The sequence below is a fragment of the Wolinella succinogenes DSM 1740 genome, assembly GCF_000196135.1.
Taxonomy (GTDB): Bacteria; Campylobacterota; Campylobacteria; order Campylobacterales; family Helicobacteraceae; genus Wolinella; species Wolinella succinogenes.
Map to the genome: position 1 here is coordinate 124,376 of NC_005090.1, position 20,306 is coordinate 144,681.

Annotated in this window: 13 protein-coding genes, 6 tRNA genes and 3 rRNA genes; 13 read left to right on the forward strand and 9 right to left on the reverse strand. The window is 49.1% G+C overall.

Translation table 11 applies throughout. The features are described 5' to 3' along the window. Positions 1 to 5 precede the first annotated feature (5 nt). Together WS_RS00590 and WS_RS00595 are read left to right on the forward strand one after the other, a co-directional pair. Positions 6 to 2,069, forward strand: coding sequence for a molybdopterin oxidoreductase family protein (locus WS_RS00590; RefSeq protein ID WP_011138090.1), 2,064 nt, complete (start codon positions 6 to 8; stop codon positions 2,067 to 2,069). A gap of 1 nt (position 2,070) precedes the next feature. Then, entirely contained in the window at positions 2,071 to 2,973 is a 903-nt protein-coding gene (locus tag WS_RS00595) for a DMT family transporter (protein WP_011138091.1), read from the forward strand. 2 nt (positions 2,974 to 2,975) lie between these two features. Here the strand turns inward: WS_RS00595 and WS_RS00600 are convergent, their stop codons facing one another. From WS_RS00600 to WS_RS00625, 6 genes are all read right to left on the reverse strand, one after another. Beyond that, positions 2,976 to 4,055: a methyl-accepting chemotaxis protein gene (locus tag WS_RS00600; RefSeq protein WP_011138092.1), complete on the reverse strand. Its 1,080-nt coding sequence runs from the start codon at positions 4,053 to 4,055 to the stop codon at positions 2,976 to 2,978. Positions 4,056 to 4,157: 102 nt separating this feature from the next. Then, positions 4,158 to 4,245: transfer RNA gene (locus WS_RS00605), tRNA-Ser, on the reverse strand. Positions 4,246 to 4,289: 44 nt separating this feature from the next. Further along, a tRNA-Cys gene (locus tag WS_RS00610) sits at positions 4,290 to 4,363 on the reverse strand. A gap of 23 nt (positions 4,364 to 4,386) precedes the next feature. Next, positions 4,387 to 4,474, reverse strand: a tRNA-Leu gene (locus WS_RS00615). Positions 4,475 to 4,554: 80 nt separating this feature from the next. Next, a tRNA-Gly gene (locus tag WS_RS00620) sits at positions 4,555 to 4,629 on the reverse strand. A gap of 86 nt (positions 4,630 to 4,715) precedes the next feature. Beyond that, on the reverse strand, positions 4,716 to 6,014 hold the full coding sequence (locus WS_RS00625) for a Na+/H+ antiporter family protein (RefSeq protein WP_011138093.1): 1,299 nt from the start codon (positions 6,012 to 6,014) through the stop codon (positions 4,716 to 4,718). 147 nt (positions 6,015 to 6,161) lie between these two features. Here WS_RS00625 and ilvD point away from each other — a divergent pair, with 147 nt between their 5' ends. The 11 genes from ilvD (at position 6,162) to WS_RS00680 (ending at position 17,560) form a co-directional block, all read left to right on the forward strand. Then, entirely contained in the window at positions 6,162 to 7,841 is a 1,680-nt protein-coding gene (gene ilvD, locus WS_RS00630; protein ID WP_011138094.1) for a dihydroxy-acid dehydratase, read from the forward strand. Between the two features lie 5 nt (positions 7,842 to 7,846). After that, positions 7,847 to 8,284 carry a CoA-binding protein gene (locus tag WS_RS00635; RefSeq protein ID WP_011138095.1) on the forward strand — a complete coding sequence of 146 codons (438 nt, stop codon included), beginning with the start codon at positions 7,847 to 7,849 and terminating at the stop codon, positions 8,282 to 8,284. Further along, a complete protein-coding gene (gene ilvA / locus WS_RS00640) occupies positions 8,281 to 9,492 on the forward strand; it encodes a threonine ammonia-lyase (protein WP_011138096.1) in 1,212 nt (403 codons plus the stop codon). The genes WS_RS00635 and ilvA overlap by 4 nt, the downstream gene beginning before the upstream one ends. A 6-nt stretch (positions 9,493 to 9,498) precedes the next feature. Continuing rightward, positions 9,499 to 10,692, forward strand: a complete 1,194-nt coding sequence (locus WS_RS00645) for a hypothetical protein (protein ID WP_011138097.1) — start codon at positions 9,499 to 9,501, stop codon at positions 10,690 to 10,692. Continuing rightward, the gene (locus WS_RS00650) at positions 10,676 to 11,368 is read left to right on the forward strand and encodes a type II secretion system protein (RefSeq protein WP_041571665.1); all 693 of its coding nucleotides are present in this window, start codon (positions 10,676 to 10,678) and stop codon (positions 11,366 to 11,368) included. The genes WS_RS00645 and WS_RS00650 overlap by 17 nt, the downstream gene beginning before the upstream one ends. Before the next feature lie 440 nt (positions 11,369 to 11,808). After that, positions 11,809 to 13,308, forward strand: a 16S ribosomal RNA gene (locus WS_RS00655). A 109-nt stretch (positions 13,309 to 13,417) separates the two neighbouring features. Beyond that, positions 13,418 to 13,494, forward strand: a tRNA-Ile gene (locus WS_RS00660). Positions 13,495 to 13,496: 2 nt separating this feature from the next. Beyond that, positions 13,497 to 13,572: transfer RNA gene (locus tag WS_RS00665), tRNA-Ala, on the forward strand. Positions 13,573 to 13,862: 290 nt separating this feature from the next. Further along, positions 13,863 to 16,744: ribosomal RNA gene (locus WS_RS00670) — 23S ribosomal RNA — on the forward strand. Positions 16,745 to 16,874: 130 nt separating this feature from the next. Next, positions 16,875 to 16,990, forward strand: a 5S ribosomal RNA gene (gene rrf, locus WS_RS00675). Together the 16S, 23S and 5S rRNA genes with 2 tRNA genes alongside form the textbook arrangement of a ribosomal RNA operon. A 327-nt stretch (positions 16,991 to 17,317) precedes the next feature. Continuing rightward, positions 17,318 to 17,560 (forward strand): ComEA family DNA-binding protein, encoded by a 243-nt coding sequence (locus WS_RS00680; protein ID WP_041571666.1) that lies wholly within the window; start codon positions 17,318 to 17,320, stop codon positions 17,558 to 17,560. Positions 17,561 to 17,590: 30 nt separating this feature from the next. On the opposite strand, the gene larB is transcribed toward WS_RS00680, so the two are convergent. Genes larB through larC form a run of 3 tightly spaced genes read right to left on the reverse strand, consistent with a single transcriptional unit; the run spans position 17,591 to position 20,297 of the window. After that, a complete protein-coding gene (gene larB / locus WS_RS00685) occupies positions 17,591 to 18,337 on the reverse strand; it encodes a nickel pincer cofactor biosynthesis protein LarB (protein ID WP_011138100.1) in 747 nt (248 codons plus the stop codon). After that, complete coding sequence (gene larE / locus WS_RS00690; RefSeq protein WP_011138101.1) at positions 18,316 to 19,131, reverse strand: ATP-dependent sacrificial sulfur transferase LarE; 816 nt, start codon at positions 19,129 to 19,131, stop codon at positions 18,316 to 18,318. Before larE ends, larB begins: the two co-directional genes overlap by 22 nt. Next, positions 19,107 to 20,297, reverse strand: a complete 1,191-nt coding sequence (larC, locus tag WS_RS00695; protein WP_011138102.1) for a nickel pincer cofactor biosynthesis protein LarC — start codon at positions 20,295 to 20,297, stop codon at positions 19,107 to 19,109. The genes larE and larC overlap by 25 nt, the downstream gene beginning before the upstream one ends. Between the last annotated feature and the right edge of the window lie 9 nt (positions 20,298 to 20,306).

Here is a 20,306-nt window from a genome sequence, read left to right on the forward strand (position 1 = left end):
TCTCCATGGAAAATCTCCAAATCATCGACACGGTTTGCACCTATTGCGGTGTGGGTTGCGATATCGCGGCGAGCGTCTCAAATAATCGAGTTCAAAGCATCTCGGCCCACCCTGAAGGGGTGGTCTCAGAGGGTAAGCTTTGCGTCAAGGGCAAGTATGGATTTGGCTTTTTAGAATCACCTGATCGACTGAAAACCCCCCGAATCAAGCGCCGATTCTTAGAGGAAAATCCAGAGATTTTGAAAGCCATTGAGCCAGATTTGATCGAGTTAGACGAACGCTGGTATGAGTGCTCGCTAGAGGGCGCGATCAAGGCAGCGGCACTAAAGCTTCAAGAGATTAGAGATCGGCATGGTGCGCGTTCTTTAGCCTCTATTGGCGGAGCGAGAACCTCTTGCGAGAGTGCTTACTTGCTTCAGAAATTCACTCGGGAGACGCTTGGCTCTCCCCATGTGGATAACTGTGCGAGGGTCTGCCACGCCCCAAGTCTCAAAGGGATGCGCACCACCATCGGCGAAGGAGCGGCGACCAACCCTTATAACGACATCTATAACACAGAATTCATGATAGTGCTTGGCTCTAACACCACGGAGGCGCATCCCATCATCTCCAACCGAATCGTGGATATGGCGAGCAAGCATGATAATCTCGCGGTCTTTGATGTGAGAGAGATCACGCTCCATCGTTTCGCCAAATACAAGGGAATCATCCCTCATGAGTGTAATCTCCTTATTCTCAACATGATGGCCTATGTGATCATCACTGAAGAGCTCTTTAGCGAGTCATTTATTCAGAATCGCACCGCGGGGTTTGAGGAGTTTAAGGCGCAGATTTTGAGTGATCCCCTCGCTAATCCTCGCTATTTTGAGGAGATTGAAGGGTATGAATATTTAAGCAAGCTCATCCCCAAGGTTGCTCGCGAATACGCACTTAAAAAATCGATGATCTTTTGGGGGCTTGGGGTGACGGAGCATGTGGATGGCTCCTATTCGGTGATGGCGATTGTTCATCTAGCGCTCATGACGGGAAATGTAGGCAAGAGCGGAGCGGGGCTCATGCCATTGCGAGGGCAAAACAATGTTCAAGGGGCGTGCGACATGGGGATGCTCCCCTATTACGCCCCTGATTATCAATCCCCCAAAGAGGAGGGGCTGGCTACTCCAGAGCTTATTGATGAGATGCTAGAGGGGCGAGTGAAGGGAGTTTTGAATATGGGTGAAGATCTGATGCACATCCACCCCAACCTCAACAAGATGGAGCGCGCCCTAGGGAATCTTGAGCTTTTGGTGGTGCAAGAGCTCTTTGAGACAGAAATTGCCAAACGGGCAGATATTCTCATTGGGGTGAAATCAGCGTATGAGAAGACGGGTGTTTATATCAATGCGATGCGCCGCCTCCACCTCTCTCAGCCTCTGGTGCAGAGCGAGCTTCCTGATGATTGGGAGGTGATTTCGCGGCTGGGCAGGGAGCTTGGGGGGAGCTATGAATATGGCGATTCAAAAGCGATTTGGGATGAGGTGCGCGAAGTGGCTTATCGGAGATTTTCGGGGGCAAGCTATCAAAGGCTGGAGCGCCACCGCGTGAGGGGATTGCAGTGGCCTGTGCACACAGAAGACACCCCGATTCTTCATCAGCTTGATTTTAGGACAGAGGATGGCTGTGGACACTTTTTTTATCACGCCTATAAGCCGCGCGGGATGCTCCTAGAGATCTCCCAAAAGAGTCTAAGCGGCTACTATTTAACCACAGGCAGAACCCTCGCTCAATACAACAACGCCTCCCAGACTAAGCGAAGCGAGAAGCTTCATCGGCGCTATGAGGAGGATATCCTTCTTATGAATGACAAGGAGGCGAGTGCCTTGGGGGTGAATCGCGTGATTCTTCGGAGTGAACATGGGCAAAGCGCCCCTCTTTGGGTGAAACCAAGCGACAAGATTTCCCCTAAGACGCTCTTTTGCACCTTTCACCATGCCTCCTCAAGAATCAACCATCTTTTTGGGGATCGGCGCGATGAATTTACCCTGACTGCGGCTTTTAAATCAATCAAAGTGGAAATTATCAAGGCGTGAAATGAATCAAAAAATTGGCGATAAAAATCTCTTCTACCTTCTGCTTTTTCTTGCGATGGTGGCTTGGGGCGGTTCGTGGGTGAATGTGAAGGTGCTAAGCGGCTATATTGATGCTTTTGAGATGATTTTCTTTCGTTTTGGGATCACGGCTATCACGATGATTCCTCTCATTTGGAAGATGGGCTATTCATTTAAAATCGACAAAAAGAGCCTGGGATTGGCGTTTCTAGTGGCGGTGATTCTCATCCTCTATAATCGTTACTACTTCCTTGGTACCAAGCTTGGAACAGCCTCTCTTGGGGGTGCGATGGTCACGACCCTTATCCCGATTCTCACCTTTGTTATTTTAGCGATTTTGGGGGTAAGGCGTGTGGGGGTGCGCGAGGGGATCGCCCTCTGCCTTGGGGCGGTGGGAGTCTTGACGATGCTTCATGTTTGGCGTTTTGATTGGGAGAAGATCGCCGTGATTCACAATCTCTACTTTTTGCTAGCAGCGATTCTTTGGGCTTTGCTAACGATTTTAAGCGCTAAATCGACGCGAGTTTCACCCTTGGTTTTCACTTTTTATCTCTATGGAATCACAACGATTCTAGATGGGCTCTTTTGGGTGGAGCTTGGCACGATTTCCTGGGAGCGATTGGATGCGATCTTTTGGCTTAATATTGCACTCATTTCATTGGCGGCTTCGACCTTTGCCAATACGATCTACTTTCTTGGAATCGAGAAGCTTGGCGCAGCCGAGGTGAGCTCTTTTGTCTTTTTTGTGCCCTTTTCGGCGATTCTTTTGAGTGCGATCTTTTTGGGCGAGGAGATCGATCTTTTTATTGTTTTAGGAACGATTTTGACCTTAGGTGCGGTGAAAATCCTGAACAATATTCGGCTATTTAGGAGAAAACACGCCTAGCTTCAGGCTTTCCGAATGGCCTTAGAGGCATCAATGAGCTTCTCAAAGCCGTGTTTACTAGAAGATTCTACGGATTGGAAGAGCGCGATTCCTTGGGCGGGATTTTCTTGGCCAGCAAAGAGATCGACCGCTTTTTGGAGGCCTTCGTGCACCTTTGCATGGTGCTCGCTCACTTCGCTCACGGTAGCAGGAGCAAGGAGCTCTTTAACCTTGGAAAACCACTTCCCAAAGCGGCATGAGTATTGATCGAGAATCTGAACCGATTCTTTGGCAAGAGCCGCATTGTAGCCTTTAAGTTTGAGCAGGATGTGATCAATCTTGCCATTGCTCACCGAAATCTCATTGGTGACATTGGCGCATTTGTGGGTGATGCTGGTGGAGTTGGCGAGCATTTGGGCGATCTCGGTGGAGAAAGCCTCTAAAATCTCCATAGAGCTGTTTGATTCTTTTTGAAAGGCCTCACTAGCGTCTGACATGGAGCTAGTGTTTTGCTTCAAGATGCTTATGTTGGTCTCAATCTCCAAAGTTGCCTTTTGGGTGCGCTCAGCAAGCTTCCTTACCTCATCAGCCACCACTGCAAAGCCTCGACCATGCTCGCCCGCTCTTGCGGCTTCGATGGCGGCATTGAGCGCGAGGAGGTTGGTTTGATCAGAGATGTCTTTGATGAGGTTGATAATATCCCCAATGGTGGAGACGCTTGAGGATAGATTTTTCACATCATGGCCGAAGTTTTGGGTCAGCTCTTGAATTTTTTGCATGGAGTTTGAAATCTCTTGCGTCTGCTTCTCAACATGGTGACCACCTGTCATGGAGGCGTCATTGAGGAGATTGATCTCATTGAGCATGGCAAGGCTCTCTTCGATAGTGTTTTGTAAAAAGTTCATTCCATCTTCATAGCTGGCCAACAGAAGAGAAAGGAGCTCTTCTTTAGTCGAATCGCCTGAATGCGGGGAGGCTTGGAGTTCACTTTTTTGGTGGGCAAGGCGAAGAGATTCTAGCTCTAGCTCTTTTTTCTCCAGCTCGGCTTGAAGATTTTGGTTGAGACTTTCTAACTCGGTGATGCGCTTTGAGGAACCAAACATAAGACAAACCTTTTGTAATTTAAAGTGGTTGATCAAGTTCGGGCAAGATTATAACGGAAAATTAGATGAGTTAAAGAAGGGGATGTTTTTAGGATTTTGTAGTGGCCGGGAGAGAGGGATTCGAACCCCCGGAGGCTCTCACCTCAACGGTTTTCAAGACCGCCGCTTTAAACCGCTCAGCCATCTCCCGAAACAGTAGCATTAATTTTAAAAAGCCCCACAGAAGAGACTTTTTGGAGGCGACACCCGGATTCGAACCGGGGATCAAGGCTTTGCAGGCCCATGCCTTACCACTTGGCTATGTCGCCATGAGAATTTTAGAGAGTCATTGTGGTGCCCGAAGCCGGACTTGAACCGGCACGGACGCAATGTCCGAGGGATTTTAAGTCCCTTGTGTCTACCGATTTCACCACTCGGGCATGAAACTCTCAAAAATCGTCTTAAATCTTAATCAAATGGCGGACAACTTTGGAGAACACATTTGGTGAAGTGAACGAAGTGGAGCGGGAGACGGGGATCGAACCCGCGGCCCCGACCTTGGCAAGGTCGTGCTCTACCACTGAGCTACTCCCGCACTTGTTCAAGTGAGGGTGGAATTATAGCAACGCTTTTTCAAAAAATCAAGACCCAAGGGGTTTGGGTCTTGAAAAAGAGCCGATTCTAGAGCCACAATGCCCCAAAAACCCCAAAAATCATCAAAGGAATGCTATAAAAGAGGAAGGTTGGCACGCAGGTATCCCAGATGTGGTCGTGCTGACCATCGGCATTGAGTCCTGAAGTAGGCCCCAGGGTGCTATCAGAGGCGGGTGAGCCAGCATCGCCCAAGGCGGCTGCAATCCCGATGAGAAGGATAATCGCAGGGACGCTAAAGCCAAGTTCAAGGGCGAGGGGGCAATAGATCGCGGCAATGATGGGAATCGTCCCAAAAGAGGTGCCAATCCCCATGGTGACGAGCAAACCGATAAGAAGCATGAGCATCGCCCCTCCAAGCTTTCCGCCCGCTAGAGCTGAGGTGGCGCTCACTAAAGCCTCAATGGCGCCTGTTTCTCGCAACACACTCCCATAGCCTGCTGCCACTAGCATGATGAAGGCGATGAAGGCCATCATCTTCATGCCTCCCTCCATGACGCTATCAATCCCTTTCCATGGGATTCCGCCCAAAATCACCATGACAGCGAGTCCGAGCAATCCACCTAGAGGAAGAGAGTTGGTCGTGAGCTGGACAATAAATGCCACGAGCGCTCCTGCGAGCGTTGCCCATTCGCGCTTGCCCATGGAAGCCGCCTCTTCGCTCATTTCACAAAGATTTTGGCTGGTTGCATACTCTCTGGGGCGAGCGTAGGCAAAGAGCACGGCTGCCAAGAGCCCCACGACCATAGCGACTCCACCAATCCACATGACGCTTGAGATATCAGCGATTTCCACAGGGATTCCATTTTGTGCCATCTGATCTTTGAGAAATCGTGTGAAAATAAGACCAAATCCGACTGAAAAGGCAACATAGGGGGCTTTGAGTCCGAAAGTAAGGGCGCAAGCCACCGCACGGCGGTCGATTTTGAGACGATTCATTAAGGGAAGAAGAGGGGGGATGAGAATGGGGATGAAGGCGATATGCACAGGGATGAGGTTTTGTGAAAAACAAGCGATAAAGGCGATGCTTAGCGTGAACATGATCGCTTTGTTGCTGATGGTTCGAGCTAGAGTGCGAATCAAAAAAGTGGTGAGGTGCGTCTGGCTGATTGCCACCGCTAAGGCCCCTAGAAGAATATAGCTAAGGGCGGTTTCAAGGTTTCCTTGCATCCCTTGGATGAGAATCTTGATGGTTTCAGGGAGTGACATTCCAGCGGCCAAACCTGCGCACAGAGCGGCGATAAGAATCGCAAGTAGGACATTGAGCCGAAAGAGACAAAGCACCGACATAATGACGACGGAGAGCAAGACGGGATTGGTGAGCAGCATTTTGAAAAAATCCTTCTAAAAATTTTTGGAGACAAAAGGGATATTATACAAGGGATTTTTGTGAGTTTAAACCTCGCTCAGGTATAATCGACCCCTGTGCTTTTTAAGCTTTCAACCATTTTTCTTTATCGATAAGGCGAGCCAATCATGAGAAGTAGCATCATTAAAGAGGGGTATCAAAAGGCGCCACACCGAAGCTTGCTGAGGGCAACGGGGCTCAAAGACGAGGATTTTGGTAAGCCATTCATTGGCGTGGCCAACAGCTATATTGACATCATTCCGGGTCACTTTTTCTTGCAAGAGTATGGCCGAATCATTAAAGAGGAGATTAGGGCCGCGGGCGGAATCCCTTTTGAGTTTAACACTATCGGGGTGGATGATGGAATCGCCATGGGGCATGATGGAATGCTCTATAGTTTGCCCAGTCGAGAGCTGATTGCTGATTGTATTGAGACGGTGATGAATGCCCATAAACTGGACGCCATGATCTGTATCCCTAATTGCGACAAGATTGTCCCTGGGATGCTTCTGGGGGCACTCAGAGTGAATGTGCCCACGGTGTTTGTGAGTGGCGGACCGATGAAGGCAGGTCGCCTCAAGGATGGCACCAAAGTGGATTTGGCGAGTGCTTTTGAGGCGGTGGGTAAACGCGCGAGGAATCAGATTAGCGATGAAGAGCTCCGCGAGATTGAGTGCGCCGCCTGTCCGGGGGGAGGAAGCTGCAGTGGAATGTTCACGGCGAACTCCATGAACACACTCTGTGAAGCGATGGGAGTGGCGCTTCCCGGGAATGGGACGATTCCAGCCCTCACCAAAGAGCGTGAGGAGCTCATCCGAAAAGCCGCAAGAAGAATCGTAGAAATCGCACTAGATGAGCGCTACGCCTTCCGCAATATTCTCAACAAAGAGGCGATTCACAATGCTTTTGTTGTGGATATGGCGATGGGGGGAAGCACCAATACCGTACTTCATATGATGGCCATTGCCAAAGAGAGAGAGGCGGATTTTGATTTGCGCAAAATCAATGAGATCGCCAAAGAGGTGAGTCATATCGCCAAAATCTCCCCTGCACTCTACACTGTCCACATGGAAGACATCAATAGAGCCGGGGGCGTGAATGCGGTCATGAATGAGATCAATCGCCGAGGCGGAGTGCTCAAGACAGAGGCGCTCACCGTGAGTGGCGAGAGCATGGGTGAGAGGATCGCGGGGGCGAAGATTTTAGATACGCAAATCATTCACACGCTTGAGAATCCCTATAGCGCGGTGGGGGGATTGAAGATTCTTTATGGAAATCTTGCCGAGCAGGGCGCTGTGCTCAAGACCGCTGCCATGGACGCTAAGATGAGAAAATTCACTGGAAAGGCAGTCTGCTTTGATTCTCAAGAGGAGGCGATCGCAGGTATTGTCGGGGGCAAGGTCAAAGAGGGGGATGTGGTGGTGATCCGCTACGAAGGACCCAAGGGGGGACCGGGAATGCAGGAGATGCTAAGTCCCACAAGCCTCATCATGGGGATGAATTTAGGAGACAAAGTCGCGCTCATTACCGATGGCCGTTTCAGCGGCGCCACGCGTGGCGCTTGCATCGGGCATGTGAGTCCCGAAGCGGCCGAAGGGGGAATGATCGGACTGCTTCAAGAGGGCGATCTTATTCGAATCGATGTCGAAGAAGGGGTTTTGGAGGTGTTGCTTGAGGAGGCGGAGATCCAAAAGCGACGCGCCTCCTTTAGTCCTAAAACTAAAACCGTTGCCTCCAAGTGGCTCAAACGCTACCAGCTTCTCGTGAGCAATGCCGCTTCAGGCGCTATTTTGAAAACGGAGCTATAAGAATCATGGAATGCCCCCTGCCAAGCCGAGGAATCTACCCTGATTCTTGGCTTAAAGAGATTCTCCTCTGCGCCAAACGAATCGCCATCATAGGGCTCTCGCCCGATGAAGATAAAGATAGCCACAAAGTGGCGCGATACCTACTGGAGCAGGGTTATGAGGTGATTCCTATCTACCCCAAAGAGGAGACTATCTTAGGGCAAAAAGTCTATAGAAACCTTGGTGAGGTTCATGGCTTTGTCGATATTGTGGATGTTTTCCGCAAAAGCCAAGCCCTCACCCCTATCGCCATAGAGGCGAGAGAGCGGGGAGGCATAGATGTGCTTTGGGGGCAGCTTGGGGTCCAAAACCAAGAGGCGGAGCAGATTTTGGAGCATAGCGGCGTGAGGGTCGTCCAAAATCTCTGCATTAAGCTTGAACATCAAAGGTTGTTTTCAAAATGATTCCATTATCTAAAATCGTTGAGGCGCATGAGCGTGTCAAAAAAGTGATCCAAAAAACCAAACTCGCCTACGCGCCAAGACTAAGTGAGTTAAGCGGAGCCAATGTCTATCTCAAAAAAGAGAATCTCCAACACACGGGCGCCTACAAGCTAAGAGGCGCTTATAATAGAATCGCCACCCTGAGCCAAGAGGAGCGAGCCAAGGGAGTGATTGCCGCTAGTGCGGGGAATCACGCTCAAGGAGTGGCCTATAGCGCCAAACAATTTGGGATTCGTGCGGTGATTGTGATGCCTGAGGCAACTCCATTGCTTAAAGTCACGGGTGTGAAGCGCTTGGGGGCTGAGGTGATCTTAGCGGGCAACAACTACGATGAGGCCTATGCCCATGCACTAGAGTGCGCCAAGGAGCAGGAGCTGTGCTTTATCCACCCTTTTGCTGATGATGAGGTGATCGCAGGGCAGGGGACGGTGGCTTTGGAGATGATCGAGGAGAAGAGCAACATCCAAACCGTAGTGCTTCCTATCGGGGGCGGGGGGCTCATCTCGGGCGTGGCAGCGGCGTATAAGCAGATGCTTCCCAATGTGAGAATCATTGGTGTGACGGCCAAGGGAGCGCCAGCCATGCACGATTCTTTCCATGCCAAGAAAATCGTTTCTGTCAAAGGCGTGAAGACAATCGCCGATGGAATCGCCGTCAGAGATGTCACTCCTAGAAATTTTGAGTACATCTTAGAGGGCGTGGATGATGTGGTGCAAGTGGATGATGAGGAGATCGCTAACGCGGTCTTGTATCTATTAGAGAATCAAAAGCTTGTTGTTGAAGGCGCAGGAGCGGTTGGTGTGGCGGCTTTGTTGCACGAGAAGTTGCCCGTGAGCAAGGGTGAGAATGTCGCTATCGTGCTAAGCGGCGGGAATATCGATGTGACGATGCTCAGTGTCATCATCGAGAAGGGTCTCATCAAATCCCAGCGCAAGATGAAGTTTAGCGTCATCTTGGTGGACAAGCCTGGAAGCCTCAAAGGGCTCACGGATATTCTCTCGCAAGTGGGGGCTAATATTGTGCGAATCGACTATGATCGCACCTCTACCTCTTTGGCTTACGGGGATGCCAATGTCACTATCGCGCTAGAGACCAAGGGGGGAGAGCACCAGGAGGAGATTCGCCAAGAGCTCTGGAAATATCACTATCGATTCGTCGAAATCGATTAGAGTCTAATGCGACGCCTCGATAGGGTTGATGCGGCTTTTTTTGTTCTTTGGCTCCTTGATGCGGCCTTTGTTTTTTGGGCAGTTCAGGGGCTTAGCATCAGCGTCTATGAGGCGAGAATCTACTGGGGCGAGAGCTCTATCGCCTCTTTTTTGGCACACCTTTTTGTCCCCTTTTGGGGCGAGAATAATCTAGGGCTGAAGTTCCCTTTTCTACTCCTTCACCTCTTCAATCTCTTTCTTTTTTATGAAGTGTCGCGCCATACGCTAAAGCGTCCCTTTGACGCGTTTTTTAGTGTGGCTCTTTTTGCTTTATTGCCAGGAGTGAATGCCTCAGCCCTTTTGATTGGTGAGAGTGGAATCATCATGAGCGCGGCGCTTCTTGTCTGCTACATTCATCTGAAATACAAAGTGATTCCCTATCCTTTGCTAGCGCTGGCGATTTTGATCGATTCGGGGATGGCAATTCTCTTCTTGGCTCTTTTCTTTTATGCGATCAAAGAGAGACAAAACCGTCTGCTCCTCTTCTCTCTGATTGCCTTTACGGTGAGTATGTATCTTTGGGGGATTGATGTAGGAGGAAAGCCTAAGGGGCATTTTCTTGATACACTTGGAATCTTTGCCACTCTCTTTTCGCCCCTGCTCTTTCTCTATTTCGTCTATGCGCTCTATCGGATTTTGATCAAAGAGGAAAAACCTCTTTTGTGGTATATCTCCTTTTCAGCACTCATGTTCACCCTCCTGCTCTCTTTTAGGCAAAAGGTGAACATTGAAGAGTATGCTCCGCTAGTGCTTATTGGATTGCCGCTAGTGGTGAAGGTCTTTCTCTCAGGACTTAGGGTGCGTCTGCCAAGATTTCGACGAAGCTATCAGCTTTGGTTTTATATTGCGGTGTTCACGCTTGGAATCAACTCTTTGGGACTTGTCTTTAATAAGCTCTTTTATCGAGTGATCGAGAATCCCAGAGAGCATTTTGCCTATCGATTCCATATAGCCAATGAATTGGCTTTGGCGCTCAAAGAGAAAGGAATTAGGGAGGTTAAGATCAAGGATGAGGCGATGAGGTTGCGCTTGGCGTGCTATGGGATTGGCTCTAGTGAGGCCTTGGAGCTTAAAGAGGGGCGAGGGAAGCGCACGATATTAGAGATTCCAATTCGCTACTTTGGATATGAGGTGGAGCGATACCATGTGCAGAAGCGATAGAGGAGGTTTTAGCCTCATTGAGGTGGTTTTTGTGCTGGTGATTCTTGGAATCATCACGACCCTAGCCATGCAAAAAAGCAGCGATACCTCTTTGTATCAAGCCCGAGATCAGATTATCTCTCATATGCGATATGCCCAGCATTTAGCGATGAGTGATGATAAGTACATTGGAGGAACGCAATTAGCGCCTGGAGTCAATCGTCGGGCCGAGACCGAAGAGTGGCCAAAACGGCTTTGGAGAATCCAGTTTCACACTATTAACAATGCTGCTGAAGGCAATATAGGAGAGACCTATTCCGTGTATAGCAATTCTCCCACGGCCTCTGGGGCATACAATAATAATCCCATGGGGTATTCATCGATTGCACGAGACCCTATTAGTCAAAAATGTCTTAGCTACTACAATAAAAATAATCTTCCAAGTAAATGTGAAGATGAGCGGGATAATCGCTTGAGACTTCAAAAGAGCTTTGGAATCACTAGTGTCAGCATGAAGTCTGATTGTGCCGCGAATCAGCGCACCATTTATTTTGACTATCTTGGCGTTCCTTATTGTGGAGGAGGCTCCCCCAAAAAACTTAATTCGAGAGCACAAATCACTCTAACCAAAGGAGGGCAGAGTGTAGCTATCTGTGTAGAGCCCCTCACGGGTTATGTCCACTCTTGCAATAACTAAGCTATATTTAAGCCTCTTTCGCTATACTTCCACTCCCGATTGACAACGACCCCAACGGACTTTCAACCTCCTTGGATCTTCAATCACTTAGGGCCTTTTCATCTAGGATAAGATGAGTGTTTGTTCTTTAAACCAATAACTGTTTTGTTATCTCAAAGCACTTATCGGTTACGATCTTTGACAACTAAGCAAGATAGCGGTTATCTCTTCTTGTTCTTCCACTTGTCTTCTTTATAGAAGCTTGATGGACCTTTATACCTCTTTGTCTATCACGGACAAGAGTCTAAAAGAACATGAATTTTTCGCCATCCTTTTTTAAAGGTGGCAATTATAGCTTATAGCTAGAGATAACCTCTTATGTTAATTATATCTATTACGTCATTTCTTTGTCGTTTTTTTGATTGATTAGCTAAGGGTTATCCTCTCCTAATAACTAAACTATTATGGAGAGTTTGATCCTGGCTCAGAGTGAACGCTGGCGGCGTGCCTAATACATGCAAGTCGAACGGTAACAGGGTGTAGCTTGCTATACTGCTGACGAGTGGCGCACGGGTGAGTAATGCATAGGTTATGTGCCCCATAGTCTGGAATAGCCACTGGAAACGGTGATTAATACCGGATATTCCCGAGAGGGGAAAGTTTTTCGCTATGGGATCAGCCTATGTCCTATCAGCTTGTTGGTGAGGTAATGGCTCACCAAGGCTATGACGGGTATCCGGCCTGAGAGGGTGATCGGACACACTGGAACTGAGACACGGTCCAGACTCCTACGGGAGGCAGCAGTAGGGAATATTGCTCAATGGGCGAAAGCCTGAAGCAGCAACGCCGCGTGGAGGATGAAGGTCTTCGGATTGTAAACTCCTTTTCTAAGAGAAGATTATGACGGTATCTTAGGAATAAGCACCGGCTAACTCCGTGCCAGCAGCCGCGGTAATACGGAGGGTGCAAGCGTTACTCGGAATCACTGGGCGTAAAGAGCACGTAGGCGGCCTTGCAAGTCAGATGTGAAATCCAACGGCTTAACCGTTGAACTGCATTTGAAACTGCAAGGCTAGAGTATGGGAGAGGTAGGTGGAATTCTCGGTGTAGGGGTAAAATCCGTAGAGATCGAGAGGAATACTCATTGCGAAGGCGACCTGCTGGAACATTACTGACGCTGAGGTGCGAAAGCGTGGGGAGCAAACAGGATTAGATACCCTGGTAGTCCACGCCCTAAACGATGAATGCTAGTTGTTGCCCTGCTTGTCAGGGCAGTAATGCAGTTAACACATTAAGCATTCCGCCTGGGGAGTACGGTCGCAAGATTAAAACTCAAAGGAATAGACGGGGACCCGCACAAGCGGTGGAGCATGTGGTTTAATTCGAAGATACGCGAAGAACCTTACCTGGGCTTGACATTGATAGAATCCTATAGAGATATGGGAGTGCCAGTTTACTGGAGCTTGAAAACAGGTGCTGCACGGCTGTCGTCAGCTCGTGTCGTGAGATGTTGGGTTAAGTCCCGCAACGAGCGCAACCCTCGTCACTAGTTGCTAACGGTTCGGCCGAGCACTCTAGTGAGACTGCCTTCGCAAGGAGGAGGAAGGTGAGGACGACGTCAAGTCATCATGGCCCTTACGCCCAGGGCTACACACGTGCTACAATGGTGTGTACAAAGAGAAGCAATACCGCGAGGTGGAGCAAATCTTTAAAACACATCTCAGTTCGGATTGTAGTCTGCAACTCGACTACATGAAGCTGGAATCGCTAGTAATCGTAGATCAGCAATGCTACGGTGAATACGTTCCCGGGTCTTGTACTCACCGCCCGTCACACCATGGGAGTTGTATTCGCCTTAAGCCGGGACGCTAAACTGGCTACCGTCCACGGCGGATGCAGCGACTGGGGTGAAGTCGTAACAAGGTAACCGTAGGTGAACCTGCGGTTGGATCACCTCCTTTCTAGAGAGAGGCCGGAGTCATTCGTTTGGCTCTGGCGGGACAAGAAGATAATCGCTACTTGCTTAGTTTTCAGAGATTGTCACCCGATACGCACGCTTCAAAGATATAGGGGCTTATAGCTCAGGTGGTTAGAGCGCACCCCTGATAAGGGTGAGGTCAGAGGTTCAACTCCTCTTAAGCCCACCATTGGGGAATTAGCTCAGCTGGGAGAGCGCCTGCTTTGCACGCAGGAGGTCAGCGGTTCGATCCCGCTATTCTCCACCAAAGCCTTTAGAAGAAGAGTCGTATCGAGAGATAAGACAAAGTCAAAGAGATAAAAGAATAGAAATTAACACCGCTTAGAATCCCTTAGGTCTAATGCAAGCTCTTTTTTAAAGAGGGTTGGCATTAGACTTCACTCTTGAGTTGATCAAGAGAGATCTCTAAATGTTATTTAACAATTAATTGTCAATAGCCTAAAATAGTAAAAACTACAATCACGCAACTATCTTGTTGTAACGGAGACGTTCAGCAAGGCAGTGGCGCCAAAGAATAACTCATTGGAATAGAAGTAGAAATAAGCTTTTAAGGGCAGATGGTGGATGCCTTGGGTAGTAGAGGCGATGAAGGACGTACTAGGCTGCGATAAGCTTCGGGGAGTTGCCAAGAGACTTTGATCCGAAGATTTCCGAATGGGGCAACCCAATACATAGAGATATGTATTACCTTTAATGGAGCGAACCTAGTGAAGTGAAACATCTCAGTAGCTAGAGGAAAAGAAATCAAATGAGATTCCGCTAGTAGCGGCGAGCGAACGCGGAACAGGGCAAACCAGTAGCTTGCTACTGGGGTTGAGGACTGCAACATCCACTTGGAACATCTAGTAGAATCTTTTGGAAAGAAGAGCCATAGAGGGTGATAGCCCCGTAGATTAAAGATGTTTCATAGGTAGCAGTATCCAGAGTAGGCCAGGACACGAGAAATCCGGGCTGAAGCAGGGGAGACCACTCTCCAACCCTAAATACTCCTACTACACCGATAGCGAACCAGTACCGTGAGGGAAAGGTGAAAAGAACTGAAGCGATCAGAGTGAAATAGAACCTGAAACCATCTGCCTACAATCATTCGGAGCCCTATGGTTTATCCAGGGTGACGGACTGCCTTTTGCATAATGATCCTGCGAGTTGTGGTATCTGGCGAGGTTAAGCGAACGCGTAGCCGTAGCGAAAGCGAGTCTTAATAGGGCGCTTTAGTCAGATGCTGCAGACCCGAAGCTAAGTGATCTATCCATGGCCAGGTTGAAAGTGAGGTAACACTCACCGGAGGACCGAACTCGTGCCCATTGAAACGGGCTGGGATGAGCTGTGGATAGGGGTGAAAGGCCAATCAAACTTAGTGATAGCTGGTTCTCTTCGAAATATATTTAGGTATAGCCTCAAGTGATAGTAATAAGGGGTAGAGCTCTGATTGGGCTAGGGCTGCTCACCGCGGTACCAAACCCTGTCAAACTTCGAATACTTATTACCGTATCTTGGGAGTCAGGCGGTGGGTGATAAAATCAATCGTCAAAAGGGGAACAACCCAGACTACCAAATAAGGTCCCAAAGTCATACCTGAGTGGAAAAAGATGTGGAGTTACTCAGACAACCAGGAGGTTGGCTTAGAAGCAGCCATCCTTTAAAGAAAGCGTAACAGCTCACTGGTCTAGTGATTCTGCGCTGAAAATATAACGGGGCTAAGGTATGCACCGAATTTGTAGATTGTGCTGATGCACAGTGGTAGAAGAGCGTTCTAGTCAGCGTTGAAGGTATACCGGCAAGGAGTGCTGGAGCGGCTAGAAGTGAGCATGCAGGAATGAGTAGCGATAAAAGTGGTGAGAATCCACTTCGCCGTAAATCCAAGGTTTCCTACGCTATGCTCGTCATCGTAGGGTTAGTCGGGTCCTAAGTCGAGTCCGAAAGGGGTAGACGATGGCAAATCGGTTAATATTCCGATACCGACCGTGGTGTGCGACGGGGGGACGCATAGGGTTAAACGAGCCAACTGACGGAATAGTTGGTCGAAGGGCGTAGGTTGGGGGATAGGCAAATCCACCCCTGTATCCGAAACCTCACAGGCTCTTTGAAGTCTTCGGATGGATAGGAGAATCGTTGATACCGTCGTGCCAAGAAAAGCCTCTAAGTTTAGCCACGGTCGCCCGTACCGTAAACCGACACAGGTGGATGAGATGAGTATTCTAAGGCGCGTGAAAGAACTCTGGTTAAGGAACTCTGCAAACTAACACCGTAAGTTCGCGATAAGGTGTGCCCCGCAAGGGGTCTCAGCAAAGAGTCCCTCCCGACTGTTTACCAAAAACACAGCACTTTGCCAACTCGTAAGAGGAAGTATAAGGTGTGACGCCTGCCCGGTGCTCGAAGGTTAAGAGGATCTGTCAGCCGCAAGGCGAAGCTTTGAATTGAAGCCCGAGTAAACGGCGGCCGTAACTATAACGGTCCTAAGGTAGCGAAATTCCTTGTCGGTTAAATACCGACCTGCATGAATGGCGTAACGAGATGGGAGCTGTCTCAACCAGGGATTCAGTGAAATTGTAGTGGAGGTGAAAATTCCTCCTACCCGCGGCAAGACGGAAAGACCCCGTGGACCTTTACTACAGCTTGGCACTGCCGATGGGAGCATTATGCGCAGGATAGGTGGGAGGCTTTGAAATCTTCACTCTGGTGGAGATGGAGCCACCGTTGAGATACCACCCTTAATGTTTCTGTCTGCTAACTGGCTTGAGTTATCCTCAAGCAGGACAATGCCTGGTGGGTAGTTTGACTGGGGCGGTCGCCTCCTAAAAAGTAACGGAGGCTTGCAAAGGTTGGCTCAGAATGGTTGGAAATCATTCGTTGAGTGTAATGGCATAAGCCAGCCTGACTGCGAGACAAACAAGTCGAGCAGAGTCGAAAGACGGTCATAGTGATCCGGTGGTTCTGTGTGGAAGGGCCATCGCTCAAAGGATAAAAGGTACCCCGGGGATAACAGGCTGATCTCCCCCAAGAGCTCACATCGACGGGGAGGTTTGGCACCTCGATGTCGGCTCATCGCATCCTGGGGCTGGAGCAGGTCCCAAGGGTATGGCTGTTCGCCATTTAAAGCGGTACGCGAGCTGGGTTCAGAACGTCGTGAGACAGTTCGGTCCCTATCTGCCGTGGGCGTAGGAAAGTTGAGGAGAGCTGTCCCTAGTACGAGAGGACCGGGATGGACATGCCACTAGTGTACCAGTTGTTCTGCCAAGAGCACCGCTGGGTAGCTACGCATGGTCGTGATAACCGCTGAAAGCATCTAAGCGGGAAGCCGACTCCAAGATGAACTTTCCCTGAAGGTCGCAGGAAGACTACCTGCTTGATAGGTTGGGTGTGTAAGCATGGTAACATGTTTAGCTGACCAATACTAATAGACCGTTTGGCTTATTATTTATCTACTTCTATAAACGCCACTGCCTTGTTGAGCGTCGTTTTTACTAGGGCTATTGACTATTCATTGATCCTTCTTCACTAGCAAGAGGGAATAGAGGATATATTCTTATCTATCTTCTCTTCCCTTTTTCTCGTGCCTATAGAGGAGAGGCTACACCCAGCTCCATTCCGAACCTGGCAGTTAAGCTCTCCATCGCCGATAATACTGCATCTTTCAGGTGTGGAAACGTAGGTTGGTGCGGGGAGGGGGATAACACCTTCTTTGACCTCAATAGAGACTCTAATCCCTTCTGTTTTTATACTCTTTGAACTCAATCAAATAGATTTTAGAAATCAAATATAAACATCATTGCCTTCTTTTAATCCAATACTCGCTCAATTAAATCCAATAGAAACCCACTCCTTAAATCCAATGTTCAATAGAAGCCCGCTTATGGCTCTGCTGTTGTGATGGTTTGGATTGCAGATTCTCGAAAACCCCATGCTCTTTCAAGCTCTTTAGTCTAATTTTATTCTTTCTTGAACATAATAAGAATCTATCTTATGTTGATACCTAATCCAAAGGAGAGATGATGAAGAAGATTTTTATGGCTCTACTTTTATTGAGTGCTTGGTTGATGGCAGCGGTGAATATCAATACAGCCACCAAAGAGGATCTAATGAAGGTCAAGGGGATTGGAGAGAAGAAGGCGGAGGCAATCATTGAGCATCGCACCAAGAATGGAGCCTTCAAGAGCCTAGAAGAGTTAAAGAGTGTCAAAGGGTTTGGGGAGAAGAGTGTGGAGGGATTAAAGAGTGAGCTTAGTGTGAAGTAGGGGGAGGGTAAGTCGCCCCCCTACTTTTAGTTAGAGATGGTTGATGATGCTGGCATTATAGCCTGCACCAAAACCATTATCAATATTGACCACACTCACACCGCTAGCACAACTATTGAGCATACACAAAAGCGCGGATAAGCCCCCAAAGCTTGCACCATAGCCTACGCTTGTGGGCACGGCAATGACGGGTTTATCCACCAACCCTCCTATAACACTAGCGAGGGCTCCTTCCATTCCCGCAACCACAATGAGCACCTTGGCTTGACGGATTACTTCTATGTGGGCCAATAAGCGATGAAGACCCGCTACGCCGACATCAACAATCTTCTCGACTCTATTTCCAAGAATCGTGGCCGTCTCATAGGCCTCCTCCACTACGGGCAGATCAGAAGTCCCTGCGGCCACAATAGTGATGTGCGTAGGGGGCGGGGTGATCTCGCGCCGCTTGATGGTGATGGTTTTGCCTAGGGCATTGTATTTTGCCTCAGGACAAAAAGCAAGAATCGACTCATAGGCGGCCTCACTAGCTCTAGTGGCGAGAATATTGTTTCCTCGTTCTAGAAGATGTTTAGTGATTTCGCTGATTTGCGCAGGGGTTTTCCCTTGGGCGTAGATCACTTCAGGGTAGCCATTTCGTATCTCTCGATGGTGATCAATTTTGGCAAAGCCCAAATCTTCAAATGGGAGTTTTTTGAGCTGCTCTAGTGCCCCTTGAATATCAAGATTCCCCTGTTGCACCTGCTCTAAGAGGGTTAAGATCGCTTGGGTTTGCATGAGATTCCTTGGTGTAAAGCTTCATCTTTATAGCCTGCTATATCTAGGGCGACGTGGGAAAAGCCCAAAGTTCTAAGAAAGAGGGTCACCTTGGTGCGCTCCTCTTGGCTTGAGATGAGCCTCTCCATCATTTTAGGTTCTAGTTCGATCTTGGCGAGCTCCTCATGGAATCGAACCCTCACCCTGCCATAGCCCAAAGAGATAAGAAACTCTTCGGCCTGCTCGACCATCTCTATCTCCTCTTCTAAAAGGGGTCGATTATGGGGAAATCGTGTGAGGAGACAAGCATAAGAAGGCCTATTCCAGCTCTTTAGGCTCAGCTCTTTAGAGATTTGTCGAATCTCATTTTTGCTCAATCCCAAAGAGAGCAAAGGGGTGGCGATTCCCAGCTCTTGGAGGGCGATTCGACCAGGACGCTCCTCTTTGGTGTCATCAAGGTTGCTTCCCTCTGCAATATGGGCAAACCCTCTTTGATACGCAAGCTTCTTTAACGAGGAGAAGAGGGCATGCTTGCAGAGGTAGCAGCGATTGGTCGGATTCTCCTTGAGGGTTGGAATCCATGGAAAAGAGAGCACCTCGTGCCTAGCGCCAATCTCCTTGGCAAAAGCGATGGCCTCTTTGATCTCTCGCTCGGCCATGTAGGGTGTGGTGACGGTGATTCCAAGCGCCTTCTCGCCAAGCGCATCGTGAGCCGCCTTAAGGAGGAGTGAGCTATCCACGCCTCCAGAAAAAGCCACTATGAGGCTCTCTAGGGCTTGAATCTCTTTTTTTAGTGATTCGTATCGTTCAAGCATGATTCAACCGCCTTATCAATAGCTAAATAGAGGGTGTGCAATGGCACAGAGTGGGTCATGGCGAGGCGCCTACACTCTTCATATTCTGCTTTATAGCGTACCACTTTTTCCCCTTGCATGGAGAGCTTCACGCTCACCTCCCCCCAAGGAGTGGGGACTTGAATGAAGCGCCGCGCAAGAGCTATCTTCTCCACTTCAAGGCGGCGCAAGCCAATAGAGCTCGTCTCCTGAAAGAGAATTTGTGTGAGCTCTCTCTCCTTATCCAGCAAAGAGAGAATGGAGAGCTTGGTGGCGAGGCGATTCTTTTTAGTCGTGATGGGGGTCATATAGACATCTAGTGCGCCTGCCTCAAAGAGTCGTTCGACGGCATAGGCAAGGTGCTCTGGGCTCATGTCGTCAATGTTGGTCTCTAAAAGCACCTCTTTTGGTGAAGGCTGCACAGGCTCATCCGCTAGGATTAGTCGCAAAATATTGGGGATATCGACTCCCTCTCGCTCTCCTGCACCATAGCCGATTTTTTGCGGAGAAAGAGGAAGCGAACCAGAGAAAGAATCTACATTACAAGCTAGAATCGCCGCACCCGTGGGCGTGGTCGCCTCAAAAGGAACCCCGTGGAGCCCTATGGGGAGTCCTTGAAGTATCTCCAAGGTGGCGGGCGCAGGGACAGGGAGCAGTCCGTGCGCGCATCGGACAAACCCCCCTCCAAGCTCGATTCGAGAGGCGTAGATCTTCTCAACACCAAGCGCTTCAAGTCCGATCGCTGACCCCACAATATCAATAATTGAATCGATTGCACCCACTTCATGGAAGGCAACCTGTTCAAGGGGCTTGGCATGAATTCTTGATTCGGCCTCGGCGATTTTTTGAAACATTTTCAATGCTCGCTCCTTAATGCGCAAAGAGAGCGCGCTGGAGAGAATCATGGCGCGAATATTTCCAAAGGTGCGATGGTCATGATGATGGTGTTCGCGCAGCTTTACCTTGACTTGGGTGGCACGGATGCCACTTTTGGATACAGTCGTGGCTGAGAGCTCATACTCGCCCTCAAGGGGGAGCTTGGCGAGCTCTTTTTGGAGGTATTCAAGCTCCACGCCAAGATCAACAAGGGCGCCAAGGTGCATATCGCCACTGATTCCGCTGAAACAATCGTAGTAGAGAATCTTCACGCCAGCTCC

Excerpts from the sequence above, each read along its gene's own strand:
- WS_RS00590 (WP_011138090.1), top strand. The coding sequence starts at position 6 with ATGGAAAATCTCCAAATCATCGACACGGTTTGCACCTATTGCGGTGTG.
- WS_RS00595 (WP_011138091.1), top strand. The coding sequence starts at position 2,071 with ATGAATCAAAAAATTGGCGATAAAAATCTCTTCTACCTTCTGCTTTTT.
- WS_RS00600 (WP_011138092.1), bottom strand. The coding sequence starts at position 4,055 with ATGTTTGGTTCCTCAAAGCGCATCACCGAGTTAGAAAGTCTCAACCAA.
- WS_RS00625 (WP_011138093.1), bottom strand. The coding sequence starts at position 6,014 with ATGCTGCTCACCAATCCCGTCTTGCTCTCCGTCGTCATTATGTCGGTG.
- ilvD (WP_011138094.1), top strand. The coding sequence starts at position 6,162 with ATGAGAAGTAGCATCATTAAAGAGGGGTATCAAAAGGCGCCACACCGA.
- WS_RS00635 (WP_011138095.1), top strand. The coding sequence starts at position 7,847 with ATGGAATGCCCCCTGCCAAGCCGAGGAATCTACCCTGATTCTTGGCTT.
- ilvA (WP_011138096.1), top strand. The coding sequence starts at position 8,281 with ATGATTCCATTATCTAAAATCGTTGAGGCGCATGAGCGTGTCAAAAAA.
- WS_RS00645 (WP_011138097.1), top strand. The coding sequence starts at position 9,499 with ATGCGACGCCTCGATAGGGTTGATGCGGCTTTTTTTGTTCTTTGGCTC.
- WS_RS00650 (WP_041571665.1), top strand. The coding sequence starts at position 10,676 with ATGTGCAGAAGCGATAGAGGAGGTTTTAGCCTCATTGAGGTGGTTTTT.
- WS_RS00680 (WP_041571666.1), top strand. The coding sequence starts at position 17,318 with ATGAAGAAGATTTTTATGGCTCTACTTTTATTGAGTGCTTGGTTGATG.
- larB (WP_011138100.1), bottom strand. The coding sequence starts at position 18,337 with ATGCAAACCCAAGCGATCTTAACCCTCTTAGAGCAGGTGCAACAGGGG.
- larE (WP_011138101.1), bottom strand. The coding sequence starts at position 19,131 with ATGCTTGAACGATACGAATCACTAAAAAAAGAGATTCAAGCCCTAGAG.